The sequence below is a fragment of the Streptomyces sp. NBC_01288 genome, from assembly GCF_035982055.1.
Taxonomy (GTDB): domain Bacteria; phylum Actinomycetota; class Actinomycetes; order Streptomycetales; family Streptomycetaceae; genus Streptomyces.
The window spans coordinates 1833844-1848432 of record NZ_CP108427.1 but is presented as its reverse complement, the minus strand read 5'-3'; the positions used below and the strand labels follow the sequence as shown (position 1 = coordinate 1848432).

At 69.3% G+C, this 14589-nt stretch carries 9 protein-coding genes and 1 pseudogene; 8 read left to right on the top strand and 2 right to left on the bottom strand.

The features are described from left to right. The first annotated feature begins 253 nt into the window (after positions 1–253). Positions 254–1600 (top strand): beta-1,3-glucanase family protein, encoded by a 1347-nt coding sequence (locus OG194_RS08125; protein ID WP_327407006.1) that lies wholly within the window; start codon positions 254–256, stop codon positions 1598–1600. A gap of 76 nt (positions 1601–1676) precedes the next feature. Here OG194_RS08125 and OG194_RS08120 read toward each other — a convergent pair. Further along, positions 1677–5960, bottom strand: a pseudogene (locus OG194_RS08120) (discoidin domain-containing protein). Between the two features lie 370 nt (positions 5961–6330). Between OG194_RS08120 and OG194_RS08115 the strand changes: the two are divergent. The 7 genes from OG194_RS08115 (at position 6331) to OG194_RS08085 (ending at position 14172) form a co-directional block, all read left to right on the top strand. Beyond that, positions 6331–7164 (top strand): M55 family metallopeptidase, encoded by an 834-nt coding sequence (locus OG194_RS08115; RefSeq protein WP_327400175.1) that lies wholly within the window; start codon positions 6331–6333, stop codon positions 7162–7164. After that, positions 7157–8467 (top strand): M20/M25/M40 family metallo-hydrolase, encoded by a 1311-nt coding sequence (locus OG194_RS08110; protein WP_327400174.1) that lies wholly within the window; start codon positions 7157–7159, stop codon positions 8465–8467. Before OG194_RS08115 ends, OG194_RS08110 begins: the two co-directional genes overlap by 8 nt. Positions 8468–8482: 15 nt before the next feature. Beyond that, positions 8483–10435 (top strand): prolyl oligopeptidase family serine peptidase, encoded by a 1953-nt coding sequence (locus tag OG194_RS08105; protein ID WP_327407005.1) that lies wholly within the window; start codon positions 8483–8485, stop codon positions 10433–10435. Then, positions 10432–11361: a S66 peptidase family protein gene (locus tag OG194_RS08100; protein ID WP_327400173.1), complete on the top strand. Its 930-nt coding sequence runs from the start codon at positions 10432–10434 to the stop codon at positions 11359–11361. Before OG194_RS08105 ends, OG194_RS08100 begins: the two co-directional genes overlap by 4 nt. A 160-nt stretch (positions 11362–11521) precedes the next feature. Continuing rightward, on the top strand, positions 11522–13315 hold the full coding sequence (locus OG194_RS08095; protein ID WP_327400172.1) for a CocE/NonD family hydrolase: 1794 nt from the start codon (positions 11522–11524) through the stop codon (positions 13313–13315). Positions 13316–13358: 43 nt separating this feature from the next. After that, positions 13359–13601, top strand: a complete 243-nt coding sequence (locus OG194_RS08090; protein WP_327400171.1) for a LapA family protein — start codon at positions 13359–13361, stop codon at positions 13599–13601. 19 nt (positions 13602–13620) lie between these two features. Continuing rightward, positions 13621–14172, top strand: a complete 552-nt coding sequence (locus OG194_RS08085) for a GNAT family N-acetyltransferase (RefSeq protein ID WP_327400170.1) — start codon at positions 13621–13623, stop codon at positions 14170–14172. Here OG194_RS08085 and OG194_RS08080 read toward each other — a convergent pair. Continuing rightward, positions 14144–14491, bottom strand: coding sequence for a DUF6204 family protein (locus OG194_RS08080; protein WP_327400169.1), 348 nt, complete (start codon positions 14489–14491; stop codon positions 14144–14146). The genes OG194_RS08085 and OG194_RS08080 overlap by 29 nt on opposite strands. Positions 14492–14589 lie beyond the last annotated feature (98 nt).

Here is a 14589-nt window from a genome sequence, read left to right as displayed (position 1 = left end):
TCTCGCCGTGCGTGCGATGTTCCGGTGACCACTCTGCCACCTGCGGAAAGGTCCGTACCGGACGCGTCAAGTGATGGAGGAAGAGGGCCGATCGGAGCAGGATCCGTGGTCGGGTCCTGAACGGATGCCCGGCCCTGGGCGCCCGCATCGACGAACTGCCGTTCATTCGGCTTCAGTTGTTGACGACGGGCGAGGGCGGGACTACAACCCGGGGAGAGCGCTCCCAACCCCGCTGAGGAGACCCCCCGTGCAGATGCCCGCCGGTACATCCGCCAGACCGCCGACCGGAGCCGTGCGCTCCCGTACGGCTCTCGGTCTGGCCGTCGTCCTGATCGTCGCCTTCTTCGCCGCCCTGAGCCCCTCACCCGCCCGCGCCGCCGACCAGTTGCTGTCCCAGGGACGGCCCGCCACCGCGTCCTCGACCGAGAGCGCGTCCTTCCCCGCGAGCGCGGCCGTCGACGGCAACACCGGCACCCGCTGGTCGTCCGCCTTCGCCGACCCGCAGTGGCTTCAGGTGGACCTTGGAACGGTCCAGCAGATCACCCGCGTCTCGCTCAACTGGGAGGCCGCGTACGCCACCGGCTACCAGATCCAGACCTCCACCGACGCGACCACCTGGACCACGGTCTACTCCACCACGACCGCCACCGGCGGCACCCAGAACCTCACCGTCACCGGCAGCGGCCGCTACGTCCGCCTGTACGGCACCGCCCGCGCCACCCAATGGGGCTACTCCCTCTGGGAGTTCCAGGTCTACGGCCCCGGCAGCACCACCCCGCCCGACGACTTCTGGGGCAGCACCAGTGACATCCCGGCGGCCAACAACGCCGTGGAGGTGAAGATCCTCAACCGCACCAACGGCAAGTACCCGGACAGCCAGGTGTACTGGAGCTTCAACGGGCAGACGCACTCCATCGCCGAGCAGCCCTACCTCGACATGCCCGCCAACTCCGCGGGCCGCATGTACTTCTACCTGGGCTCGCCCACCAGCTCCTACTACGACTTCATCGAGTTCACGGTCGGCGGCAACGTCTTCAACGGCAACACCACCCGCGTCGACGCCTTCGGCCTCAAGCTCGCCATGCGCCTGCACAGCAAGGACGGTTACGACACGGAGGTCGGCGAGAACCGGGCGACCTTCGCCGAGGACCGCGCGACCACCTTCCAGCGGTTCACGGACGCGGTGCCGGCCCAGTTCAAGGTGCTGGCCCAGACCCAGGCGCCGTACCGGATCATCGCGCCCGGCAGCGACCCGAGCTTCCGCGCGGGCGGCGCCAACGCCAACTACTTCACGTCGTACGCCCAGTCGGTCGGCGTGAACGCGGCCACCTCCGACATCTTCGGCTGCGCGGGCTCGTTGGCCGCCAACCCTGACATGTGTGCCGGACTCAACCGGCATGTGGCGACGCTGCCGGCTTCGCAGCAGTCCGACCCGGCGCAGTTCTACAAGGCGGCGCCCGCGAACTACTACGCCAAGTTCTGGCACGACAACGCCATCAACCAGCTTGCCTACGGCTTCCCTTACGACGACGTCGCGGGCCAGTCCTCGTTCATCTCGCACGCCAACCCGCAGTGGCTCCTGGTCGCCGTCGGCTGGTAGGTACGACGGACACATCGCGAAACGGGGCCGCCCTCGTCAGGAAGGGCGGCCCCGCTTCAGCTTCTCCTGGAGGGAGTTACTGGACGTTGATCGTGAAGGTGGACGTGGTGTTGCGGATGTCCTGGGCGTTGCCGCTCATCCGCAGGTTGACGAAGGTCGCCGACCCGACGGCGGGTCCCTGACCGGGTTCGGGCAGTTCGTTGGCCCAGATGCCCCACCCGGACTTGGCGTCGAACGCGTCTCCGCTCTTCTTGGAGTTGGTGATGGAGATGTCGGTGAAGATCGTGTCCTTCACCGGGAACTGTGCTTGTCCGCCTACGTAGTTGGTCTGGAACATCACTCCGCCGTACGTGGAGTTGTCGATGTCCACGTCGTTGACCCGGATGCCCTGGAAGACCTTCGAGGCCGAGAACGCTCAGATGGCCGGGAAGACCTGGGAGCCCCAGAAGTGGCCGCCCGTTCTGTCCAGGGAGACGTTCTCGATGGTCGTCGGATCGGTCCCGAAGCCGTTCATCGGGTAGCCGAAGTCCAGCGAGGAGATCGTGATGCCGGAGTAGACCAGGGTGTCGGCGACCCTGATGTTGCGGAAGGTGTTGTCGAAGCCGCCGTAGACCGCGATACCGGCCGCACGCCAGGTGAGTGTCGACGTCAGGTTCTCGTAGAGGTTGTTCTTCTCGTCGGAACCGCCCGCGTCGATCGCGGAGAAGAGCGCGAAGCTGTCGTCACCCGTGGCCCGGGCGTCGTTGTTGACGACGTGGTTGTCCGTGGAGCCGTTCGTCATGTTGATGCCGTCGGCGAACGTGTCACGGATGCGGGAGTTCTTGATGGTCATGCTGTCGGTGTTGGCGCCCCAGTACATGCACACCATGTGCTCGACCCAGATGTCGTCGATGGTGATGTTGGAGACGTTGGAGAAGTCGAAGACCTTTCCTGGACCGTCGATTCGGGACGTGTAGTTCCCGAAGTAGGCGAAGCCGGTGAACGACGAACCGTTCGCGGTGGCCTCGGCCCGGATGCCGACATCGGTGTTCTCCTGCGAGGCGGGAGCGTGGAAGCGGGTGAACCACGACCCGGCTCCGACAACCTTGACCGCCTTGCCGTAGACCTGCAACTTGCTGGAGGTCTCGTAGTCGCCGGCGGGCAGATAGACGCCGACGAGCTTGCCCGTGGTGTCCATGCGGACCGTGTCGAGCGCGTTCTGCACGTCCTGCTGCGCGAAGCCGGCCGGGACCACGTAGGCGGCCGGGTCGGGGTTCGGAGTCGCCGTCGCCTGCTCGGTGTTGATGAAGTCGATCGCGTACGTGGGCGACGTGTTGGCCGCGTCCTTCTGGAGCCGGATCTTGGAACCGGCCGGAACTGTCTTGCCCAGCAGGAGATTCGCCTCGTCGTAGATGTGGCGCTGGGCACCGGAGCTCGGCGAGTTGCCGGGCGCGGTCTCGGCGCCGTACAGCCAGGCGTACTTGGAGGTGAGGTCGATGGCCTTGAGGAACTGGCCGTCGACGTAGACGTCGAGGGTGGTGTCGGTGCCGTCGGGGATGGAGAAGCGGGTGACCAGGGTGTTGGTCGCCGCGCGGGTGGTCCATTCGACGTACTGGCCGGTCGAGTTGAGGGTCACCGCCTTGCGGCCGCTCGCCTCCCCGGCGATGTCGCCGATGGTGCGGTTCGGTCCGACGACCTGGGCGCCGCCGCCCACTGTGCCGTCCTCGGCTTCGTACATGTCGTAGGGCATGTCGGCGCCGCGGCCGACGAACAGGTTCTGCGTGGTGGTGTTGTTGGTCCGCTTGACCGGGAGTTCGTTGGTGTCGTCGGCGATGACCGTCTTGACGGTGAACTTGCCGTTGACGGCCGTCCAGGAGCCGAGGCTGACCGGTGCGGTCGTCTGGCCGGCGGCGATCGTGCCGCTGTAGGAGCCGGTGAGTGTCTTGACGGTGGCGCCGTTGGCGTCCAGGAGCGTCAGCGTGACGCCGTGGGAGCCGGCGGCCGAGTCGATCGAACCCTGGTTCTTGATCGCCACGGTGAACGTGACGTTGTCGCCCGCCGAGGGGCTCGACGGGGTCCAGGCGACCGGCGCGGCGACCAGGTCGGAGCTGGAGACCGGCTTGACGACGAGGGCGTCGGGGGCGGTGTAGACGTTGTTGCCCTCGTTCTGCTCGATGACCTTGTTGGACGGGTCCACCTCGGCGCCGAGCGGGTAACTCCCCGCGTCCCGGGTGCCGATGCTCGCCGTGACCGTCGTCGACGCGCCCGCCGCGAGGGCCGGTACGTCCGCCGTGGCGGCCTTCGTGCCGCCGAGCGTGAAGTTGAGGTCGGTGGCCTTGGACGCCTTGCTGCCGCTGTTGGTGACCGTCGCCGTCAGGCTGATGGCGTCCGACTCGACCGGGGCCGCGGGCGTGTGGGTGATGCCGGTGACCTTGAGGTCCGGGTTGGCGGCCGGGGTGCCGATCACCTGGAACTCGGCGACCTGACCGCCCGGGGCACCGGTGTTGGAGGCGAACTTGAGCTGGATGTCGGCGGCGGCGCCGGAGACCGGGATGGTCACCGTGTTGCCGCTGGCCGGGTTGAAGACGTAGTCCTTCGCCGCGACGAGACTCGTGAACGCGGTCGCGTCCTGGTCCCGGCCCAGCACCTGGATGTTCTGCGTACGCGTCGACCACGCGGGGTCGGGGTTCAGCTTGACGACGACCTGGCTGAGGTCGGCGTTGGCACCCAGCTTGGTGGTGAGGGTGGCCGGGTAGGCACCGCCCCCGCCCTCCCAATAGGTCGCGATCTGGCCGTCGTTGGCGTTCGCGGCGACATAGGTGAAGGTGTACGAGGAGGCCTCGATGGGCTTGCCCTGCGCGAGGTCGGAGCCCGCACCGTTACCGGCCCGGGTGACGCTGTTGCTCGCCACCGACACGTTCCCGGCGGCGTCCTTCGCCTTCACGTAGTAGGTGACGGTGGCAGTCGCCGAAGGGGTGTCGGTGTACGAAGTCACGTCCCCTGCAACGGACTTGACCACCTGGTCGTTCGCGTAGATGTCGTACCCGGTGACCTGCACGTTGTCGCTCGACGCCTGCCAGGTCAGCTTCACGTCGCTGCCCGACTGCGTGTAGGCGAGGTTGCCCGGCGCGGTCGGGGCCTGGGTGTCGCCGGTCGAGCCCTTGCGGGTCACACTGTTGCTGTTGGCGGAGACGTTGCCCGCCGCGTCCTTGGCCCGCACGAAGTACGTGATGTCGCTGCCGGCCGGCTGCGTGTCCGTGTACGTCAGGACGTTCCCGGCGACGCTCGACCTCAACTGCCCGTTGGCGTAGATGTCGTAGCCGGTCACCGCCGTGTCGTCGGTGGCCGCGGCCCAGTTCAACTCGATCTGCCCGGTGGCCGGTTCGGTGTAACTCAGGTTCGTCGGCGCGGTGGGCGCCTGCGTGTCACCGGTCGCCGGTCCGTAGACCTCCAGCTCGGACACCTGCCCGGCGGGCCAGCCGGTGTTCGCCGTGATCAGCACCCGCACGTACCGCGTGGTCGTCGCGTCGAAGGCGATGGTCGTCGACTGGTCGGTGGAACTGTCGAAGGTGTACGCCTTCGAGGCCGTCAGGTCGGTGAAGTTCTGGTTGTCGGTCGACCCCTGGATCTTGAGCGTCTGGTTACGGCTCGGCCAGCTACTGGGCAGCCGCAACGTCACCTGGTTGACCTTGACCGACGAGCCGAGGTCGACCTGGAGCCACTGCGGGAACGCGTTGTTCGTGCTCTCCCAGTAGGTGTTCCGGTTGCCGTCACCGGCGTTGGCCGCGCCGTAGACATCGGCGTGCCCGCTCTCGCTGAAGGGCTTGCCCTGGGCGAGGTTGGCGGTCTCGGCGGTGGCCGTGAGGACCTGCATCTCGGCCAACTGGGCCGTACCGGCGACCGAGTTGGCGCTGAAGTCGGCCCGCACGTACCGGGCCAGGGTCGAAGGCACCGAGATCTTCACGGTGTTGTCGTCACCCGGGCTGAAGACGTACTGCGCCGACGACTTGAGCGTCGCGAAGCTCTTGCCGTCGTCGCTGCCCTGGAGCGCCAGCGTCTGCTTACGGGTCTGCCAGCCCTCGGGCAGCCGCAGCACGACCTGCCGGACGCGCTCACTCTTCCCGAGGTCGGTCTGCACCCACTGGGCCGACTTCTTCCCGGCCTGCCAGTAGGTGTCGGTGTCGCCGTCGGTGATGGCGGTGGCCTTGTGCGCGCCGCGGGTGCTGCCCGCGGTCGTCTTCGCGTCCGCGGCGACGTTGGGACCGCCGGCCGCGTGCGCGCCTACGGCGGGCAGGCCCAGCACCATCACGGCGGAGGCGAGCACGGCGACGGCCGCGCGCCGTCTGGGGGATCTCTGCTTGTGTCGAGTCGGTCGAGTCATACGGGTCACTTCCTGCGGAGGCTCGCGCGCCGGTGGGGGCGGCGAGGGCGGCTCGTTCCTGGCGGAGGGAGTGGTGCAGGAGCAGAAAGGTGCGAGGTGACGAGGTGCATGCTGCCTCTGAGAGGCAGGTTTTTGCGTTGTTTCATCGAAATATTGCAGAGCAAGGTGAGCGGGTCTACAGCTGGAACAGCACAATATTCACCAGAAGCACTCACCGCCCTGGAGTTACGCGGGAGTTGGCTTGCGTGCGCTTGCGTCTACTGAACGAAAGTGAACGCAAGTCGCGCAAAATCTTGCGCGATCTAATGTCGTTCAATTCCGCACCGCTTCTTCCTGGCGGATTCCTCGTCGACGCGTAACGTGATGCCCCATGAAGATCCTCATCAGCGCCGACATGGAGGGTGCGACCGGCGTCACCTGGCCGGCCGACGTGTTGCCGGGGACACCGCAGTGGGAGCGGTGCCGCTCGATGTTCACCTCGGACGTGAACGCGGCCGTCCTCGGCTTCTACGACGGCGGCGCCGACGAGGTGCTCGTCAACGAGGCCCACTGGACGATGCGCAACCTGCTGCTCGAACAACTCGACGAGCGCACCGAGATGCTCACCGGGCGCCACAAGTCCCTCTCCATGGTGGAGGGCGTGCAGCATGGCGATGTCGACGGCATCGCGTTCGTCGGCTACCACGCGGGCGCCGGCATGGAGGGCGTCCTCGCCCACACCTACCTCGCGAACTCGATCACCGGCGTGTGGCTGAACGACGTGCGCGCGAGCGAGGGACTCCTCAACGCGCATGTCGTCGCCGAGTACGGGGTACCGGTGGTCCTGGTCACGGGTGACGACGTGGCCTGCGAGGACGCCCTCGGGTACGCGCCCGAGGCGCTGAAGGTGGCCGTCAAGGACCATGTGTCGCGGTACGCGGCCGTGTGCCGCACGCCGGCCAGGACGGCCGCCGACATCCGCGAGGCGGCGAAGGAGGCGGCGAAACTGGCGGTCCGTCAGGAACCGGTGCGGGGTGGCCCGTTCACCGTCGCCCTCGAATTCGACGCCGAACACCTCGCGATGGCCGCCACCGTGGTCCCCGGAGTCGCACGGGTCGGGGAGCGGAAGGTGGCGTACACCCACGACACCATGTACGAGGGCATCCGGACCTTCAAGGCGGTCACCACGATCGTCTCGGCCGCGGTGGAGGAGCAGTATGGCTGACATCGACCAGCGGGCTCTGGACGAGGTCGTGACGTTCACCTCGGACCTGATCCGCATCGACACGACCAACCGGGGCGGCGGCGACTGCCAGGAGAGACCCGCGGCCGAGTACGCGGCCGGGCAACTGGCAGGTGCGGGGCTCGAACCCACCCTCTTGGAACGCTCCAAGGGCCGCACCAACGTCGTCGCCCGCATCGAGGGCACCGACCCCTCCGCGGACGCCCTGCTCGTCCACGGTCACCTGGACGTCGTGCCCGCGCAGGCCGACGAGTGGAGCGTGCACCCCTTCTCCGGCGAGATCCGCGACGGCGTCGTCTGGGGGCGCGGCGCGGTCGACATGAAGAACATGGACGCGATGATCCTCGCCGTCGTCCGCGCCTGGGCCCGACTGGGCGTACGGCCCCGGCGCGACCTCGTGATCGCGTTCACCGCCGACGAGGAGGCGAGCGCCGAGGACGGCTCCGGCTTCCTCGCAGACCGGCACGCCGGGCTCTTCGAGGGCTGCACCGAAGGCATCAGCGAATCAGGCGCGTTCACCTTCCACGACGGCACCGGCCGGGAGATCTACCCCATCGCCGCCGGCGAACGCGGCACCGGCTGGCTGAAGTTGACCGCGCACGGTCGCGCGGGTCACGGCTCCAAGGTCAACCACGAGAACGCCGTCACGCGTCTCGCCGCCGCGATCACCCGCATCGGCGAACACGAATGGCCGCTACGGCTCACCCCGACCGTCCGCGCGGCCCTCACCGAACTCGCCGGCCTGTACGGCATCGAGGCCGACCTCGACGACGTCGACGGCCTTCTCGCCAAGCTCGGCCCGGCGGCGAAACTCGTCGAGCCCACGGTCCGCAACAGCGCCAACCCGACCATGCTGGACGCCGGTTACAAGGTCAACGTGATCCCCGGCGAGGCCGTGGCCCATGTCGACGGACGCTATCTCCCGGGTGGCGAGGACGAGTTCCGCACCACCCTGGATCGGCTCACCGGACCCGACGTCGACTGGGAGTTCCACCACCGCGAAGTGGCCCTCCAGGCACCGGTCGACTCCCTGACCTACGCTCGGATGCGGGCCGCCGTCGAGGAGTTCGCGCCCGAAGGGCATGTGGTCCCGTACTGCATGTCGGGCGGCACGGACGCCAAACAGTTCTCGCGCCTCGGCATCACCGGCTACGGCTTCGCACCGCTGAAGCTCCCCGAGGGCTTCGACTACCAGGCACTGTTCCACGGAGTCGACGAACGCGTCCCCGTCGAGGCACTGCACTTCGGCGTCCGTGTCCTGGACCGCTTCCTGAGGACGGCCTAGCAAGTGGGGGAGAACATGCGGACTTCGGCGTACGGCTCGTGGCCCTCGCCCATCGACGCGGCGCTCGCCGCCGCGCACGACGGGCATCCCGAGTACGTCGGTTTCGTCGGCGACGAGGCCTGGTGGACCGAACCAAGGCCCACCGAGGGTGGCCGCCGCACCCTGGTCCGCCGCCGTGCGGACGGTTCCGAGGAGTCGGTGCTGCCCGCCCCGTGGAACGTCCGCAGCAGGGTCATCGAGTACGGCGGACAGCCCTGGGCTGGAACGGTCCAGGACGGTCAACCCCTCGTGGTCTTCGTGAACTTCGCCGACCAGCGCCTCTACCGCTACGACCCCGGAAGCGAGTCGAGCCCGCTCACCCCCGTGTCCTCGGTGGGTGACGGACTCCGCTGGGCCGAACCGCAGGTGCGCCTGGACCTGGGTGAAGTGTGGTGCGTCCTGGAGGAGTTCACCGGCGACGGACCCGGTGACGTGCGACGCGTGCTGGCCGCCGTACCGCTGGACGGATCCGCCGCCGAGGACCGGGGCGCCGTACGCGAACTCACCGACGACCGGCACCGGTTCGTGTCCGGGCCCCGCGTCTCGCCCGACGGGCGGCGGGCGGCCTGGCTCGGCTGGGACCATCCCCGGATGCCGTGGGACGGCACGGAACTGCTGCTCGCCGAGGTCGCGGACGACGGCACGTTCGGGGCGCCCCGGACCGTCGCCGGGGGTCCCGAGGAGTCGATCGCGCAGGTCGACTGGGGCTTCGATGGCTCGCTGCTCTACGCCAGTGACCGCACCGGCTGGTGGAACCTCTACCGCGACCACCGGCCGCTGTGCGCCCGCGAGGAGGAGTTCGGCGGGCCGCTGTGGAAGCTCGGCCAGCGCTGGTTCGCACCCCTGGAGAGCGGCCCGATCGCCGTCGTGCACGGCCGGGGCGCCACCCTGCTCGGCCTCCTGGACCCGGAGACCGGCGAGGTCGTCGACGCGGCCGGACCCTGGACCGAGTTCGCCTCCACCCTCGCGGTGAACGGCGAGCGGATCGTCGGCGTCGGGGCCAGCCCGCGCAGCGCCTACGAGGTCGTCGAACTCGACACCCGCACCGGCAGAGCCCGGGTGATCGGCGCCGCCCACGACGACCCCGTGGACCCCGCCCACTACCCCGAACCGCAGATCCGCACCTTCACCGGACCCGCCGGACGCGACATCCACGCCCACATCTACCCACCGCACAGCCCGAGTCGGGCCGCGCGGGGCGACGAACTGCCGCCGTACGTCATCTGGGCGCACGGCGGACCCACCAGCCGGGCACCGCTCGTCCTCGACCTGGAGATCGCCTACTTCACCTCACGCGGCATCGGTGTCGCCGAGGTCAACTACGGCGGCTCGACCGGGCACGGCCGGGAGTACCGCAACCGGCTGCGCGAACAGTGGGGGGTCGTCGACGTCGAGGACTGCGCCGCCGTCGCGCTGGCCCTCGCCGACGAGGGCACCGCCGACCGCGCCCGGCTCGCCGTCCGGGGCGGCAGCGCGGGCGGCTGGACCAGCGTCGCGTCCCTCGTCACGACCGACGTCTACGCCTGCGGCACCATCATCTATCCCGTCCTCGACCTGGCCAACTGGGCCACGGGGGAGACCCACGACTTCGAGTCCCGCTACCTGGAGACCCTGGTCGGCCCCCTCGCCGACGTACCCGCCCGCTACGCCGAACGCTCACCCGTCGAGCACGCGGACCGCGTCACCGTGCCCTTCCTGCTGATGCAGGGCCTCGCCGACGTGATCTGCCCGCCCGTCCAGTGCGAACGCTTCCTGGAGCGGATGCGCGGACGCCAAGTACCGCACGCCTACCTCGCGTTCGAGGGCGAGGGCCACGGCTTCCGCCGCGCCGACACCATGATCCGCGCCCTGGAGGCCGAACTCTCCCTGTACGCCCAGGTCTTCGGCATCGACCCACCCGGCGTCCCCACCCTGGAGCTCACCAAGTGACCCCGCTCGTACGGCCGTTCCGACTCGCCCCCGGCGCCCGCGTGGCCGTCGTCGCACCCAGCGGGCCGGTGTCCGAGGAACGGCTGGAGGCCGGCCTCGACATCCTGCGCGGCTGGGACCTCGACCCGGTCGTGGCACCCCATGTCCACGACCGGCACGGCGAGTTGGGCTATCTGGCGGGTGCGGACGCCGACCGCGCGGCCGACCTGCAGAGCGCCTGGTGCGACCCGTCCGTGGCCGCCGTGCTCTGCGCCCGCGGCGGCTACGGCGTGCAGCGCATCGTCGATCTCCTCGACTGGGAGGCGATGCGGGCCGCCGGTCCGAAGGTGTTCGTCGGCTTCAGCGACCCCACCGTGCTGCACCAGGCGTTCGCCGCCCGGCTGGGCCTCGTCACCCTGTACGGGCCCGCCGCGGCCGGCGTCGACTTCATCAAGAACGCCCGCACACAGGAGCACTTGAGGGCGACGCTCTTCGACCCGGAGTCCGTACGGACCATCCACGCCGCCCCGACCGGCGGCGCACTGGTGCCGGGGCGGGCCCGGGGCGTCACCCTCGGCGGCTGTCTGAGCCTGCTCGCCTCCGACCTCGGCACCCCGCACGCGCCCGCCGGTGCGCGCGGCGGGCTGTTGATGATCGAGGACGTCGGCGAACTGGCGTACCGCATCGACCGGATGCTGACCCAACTCCTGCGCGGCGGCTGGCTCGACGGCGTCGCCGGGATCGCGCTCGGCTCGTGGGCCGACTGCGGACCGTACGAGAAACTCCGCCCGGTGCTCGTCGACCGGCTCGGCGGACTCGGCGTACCCGTCGTCGAGGAGTTCGGCTTCGGGCACGGCGACGGGGCGCTGACGATACCGCTCGGGGTGGCGGCCGAACTGGACGCGGACGCGGGCACGTTGACGCTGGACGAGCCTGCGCTGCGCTAGCCGCGGCCTTGTCCGATCGCTTGTTGAATCGCTGTCAAGAAACACCCTTTGCGGTGATTGACCTGGCCTGACGCGTGTCACACCATGGGCGTGAACCGGTACTTACCGGTCGGTAAGTCGCTGTTGTCTCAGTCGGGTTGCCCTCAGTGTGGAGGTCCCTGTGTCCCGTCGTGCGCCCGGAATCCGCGCCGCGCTGGCTCTCACTCTCACCGCCCCGCTCACCCTCACCGCACCGCTCGTCCTGGGCCGCCCCGCCGCGGCCGCCGCCCAGTACACCGTCACCGCACTGAAGTTCACCGTCCTCGCGGGCGGCCGTGACTGCACGGTCGACGCCGATCTGTACCGGCCCGCGGGCGTGGACCGCGCCCACCCGGCGCCCGCCGTGCTCACGACCAACGGCTTCGGCGGCAGCAAGTCGGACGGCTCCACCGACGCCATCGGCAAGGACTTCGCGCGGCGCGGCTATGTCGGACTCGTCTACTCCGGGCTCGGCTTCGGCAGGTCGGGCTGTCTCATCTCGCTCGACGACCCGGACATCGACGGGAGGGCCGCGTCGGGGCTGATCGACTTCCTGGCCGGCACCCGGGCCGCCGACGACGGGACCAGGGCCGACTTCGTGACCCTCGACGCGAAGGGGGATCCCCGCGTCGGGATGATCGGCGGATCGTACGGCGGCGCGATCCAGCTGGCGACGGCGGCCGTGGACCACCGGGTCGACGCCCTCGTCCCCCTGATCACCTGGAACGACCTGGCGTACTCCCTCGACCCCAACAACGCGGTGGGCAAAGGCGGTCGGGCCGTGCCCGGCGCCTTCAAGTGGCAGTGGGCCAACAGCTTCTACCTCGCCGGTGAGACCCAGCCCCTGACCGTGCCGAGCCTCGACCCGACCCGGATCAACTCCCTCACCTGCCTGCACTTCGTCACCCCGGCCTGCGCCATGTTCCGCACCCTGAACTCCGGGAGCTACCCGGCCAGGGCGACGGCCGGCCTGCTCGCGTACCTGCGCAGCGTCTCCCCGGTGTCGTACCTGAACCGGGTGAAGGCCCCGACGCTCCTCGTCCAGGGCCAGGCCGACACCCTCTTCAACCTCGACGAGGCGACGGCGACGTACAAGACGCTGAAGGCGCAGGGCACGACCGCCAAGATGATCTGGCAGTCGTGGGGTCACAGCGGCGGCATGACCGACCCGGCCGCCGGTGAACTCGACCTGAGCCAGGGCGACTTGGAGTCGAGCTACGTCGGCCGGCGCATCCTGGCCTGGTTCGACCGGTACCTGCTCCAGCGAAAGAACACGGACACGGGACCGGCCTTCGCCTACTACCGCGACTGGATCACGGACCCGGCCGACACCTACGCCACGGCCGGCCAACTCCCCGCGCTCGACGAGAAGTTCTACCTCTCCGGCGACGGCAAGCTCGTCGACAACCGGGCGAAGGTGGCGCGCGGCAGCCGGGACTACTCCAACCGGCTTGTCCCCACGAGCCATTCGGAGAACTCGCTGAGCGGGACGATCGGCCTGCCGGACCCGGCGCCGTACGACACGGCGGGCACGTACCTCGGGTGGACCAGCGAACCCCTGACCCGCACCACGGATGTCGTAGGTGCCCCGAAGGCCACGCTCAAGGTCGTCTCCCCGAAGGCGCGGCGCGTCCAGAACTCCGGCGACGCCGCCGACAACCTCGTCCTCTTCGCCAAGCTCTATGACCTCGCTCCCGACGGCACCAAGACGCTTGTCCACCGGTTGGTCGCTCCTGTCCGCGTACCGGACGTCACGAAGGGCTTCACGGTGACCCTGCCGGGGATCGTGCACCGGTACGCGAAGGGGCACCGGCTCCAGTTCGTGATCGCGGCGAGCGACGACGCGTACACCGGGAACCGGGGGATCAAGCCGGTCACGGTGGTCAGCTCGCCGCAGGACACCGGGGTGCTGGAGCTGCCGGTCGTTGCGGACTGAGTCTCACCGTGCGTGATGGGCGATTCGGGCTCACCCTGGAGGCATGAGCCCGAAGACCACCGAGAGCGGCGGTGGGACCGGCCGGCGGGAACGCGTGCTGACGCCCGCCCGGATCACGGTTCTGCTGCTCGCCGTCCTGGCCCTGATCTTCATCTTCGAGAACACCCGCGCCACGAAGATCCGCCTGCTGATCCCCGAGGTCACCATGCCTCTGTGGATGGCGCTGCTGGGCACGGCGATCATCGGCGCCCTGTGCGGGTGGTATTTCATGCGACGGCGCCGCTAGCCCGGATTAGGGTGACGGGATGCCGCACACCGCGTCCCGTTATCTCGCCGAGAGCCCCCGTGTGGGCATCCGTCACTTCACGTACGACGACGGTGCCGAGTTCACCGCGCGGGCCAGGGAGAGCAAGGACCTGCACCAGCCCTGGCTGTTCCCGCCGGCGAGCGGGGACGCGTACACCGCCTATGCCCGGCGGCTGATCCAGGATCCGTCCAAGGCCGGGTTCCTCGTGTGCGAGGTGGACGGCGGGGGCATCGCCGGGTTCATCAACATCAACAACATCGTCGAGGGCGGCTTCCAGTGCGGAGCGCTGGGCTACGGCGCCTTCGCGCACGCGGCCGGGCGCGGGCTGATGCGCGAGGGGATGAACCTCGTGGTGGGACACGCCTTCGGGCCGATGCGGCTGCACCGGCTCGAAATCAACGTGCAGCCCACCAACCTTCCCTCGATCGCCCTGGCCCGCAGCTGCGGGTTCCGGCTCGAAGGCTTCTCGCCGGACATGATCTACATCGACGGCGCGTGGCGGGACCACGAGCGCTGGGCGATCACCGCCGAGATGCGGACTTCCGGTTGACCTTCATCGTGTCCAGGTCCGTGACCGTCGACTTCAGGTCACGGAAGCCGTAGCCGAGGCCCTTCAGCGCGGTCTCGGCGCGGTCCTCCGCGAGCGCCGCCGCCATCTCGGCACCGTCGGCCGCGTCCGACACCACCACATACCGCCACGAGAAGTGCTTGAGCGGCGCAGGTTCGTAACTGAGCGAGCCCTCCTCGGTGAACCGCATGCTCGGCATCCCGTGCTCCGCCGCCTCGCCCAGCAGCCGCTCCCGCGCCTCGTCCGTCAGCGCGTCCCAGGTGCCCCGGACGATCACCCGGTACGTGTGCTGCTCGCCCATCAGCCGTTCCATCCCTCGGTCCATGTCGTCGAACGGCCCGACTGTACGTCGCCGAGGGCGCGGCGCACGCGGAATTTCGTGGCGCCCGGTGCTCCCGC

Bases quoted from the DNA above. Each gene is read 5' to 3' on its own strand.
- OG194_RS08125 (WP_327407006.1), top strand. From the start codon at position 254: ATGCCCGCCGGTACATCCGCCAGACCGCCGACCGGAGCCGTGCGCTCC.
- OG194_RS08115 (WP_327400175.1), top strand. From the start codon at position 6,331: ATGAAGATCCTCATCAGCGCCGACATGGAGGGTGCGACCGGCGTCACC.
- OG194_RS08110 (WP_327400174.1), top strand. From the start codon at position 7,157: ATGGCTGACATCGACCAGCGGGCTCTGGACGAGGTCGTGACGTTCACC.
- OG194_RS08105 (WP_327407005.1), top strand. From the start codon at position 8,483: ATGCGGACTTCGGCGTACGGCTCGTGGCCCTCGCCCATCGACGCGGCG.
- OG194_RS08090 (WP_327400171.1), top strand. From the start codon at position 13,359: ATGAGCCCGAAGACCACCGAGAGCGGCGGTGGGACCGGCCGGCGGGAA.
- OG194_RS08085 (WP_327400170.1), top strand. From the start codon at position 13,621: ATGCCGCACACCGCGTCCCGTTATCTCGCCGAGAGCCCCCGTGTGGGC.
- OG194_RS08080 (WP_327400169.1), bottom strand. From the start codon at position 14,491: ATGGGCGAGCAGCACACGTACCGGGTGATCGTCCGGGGCACCTGGGAC.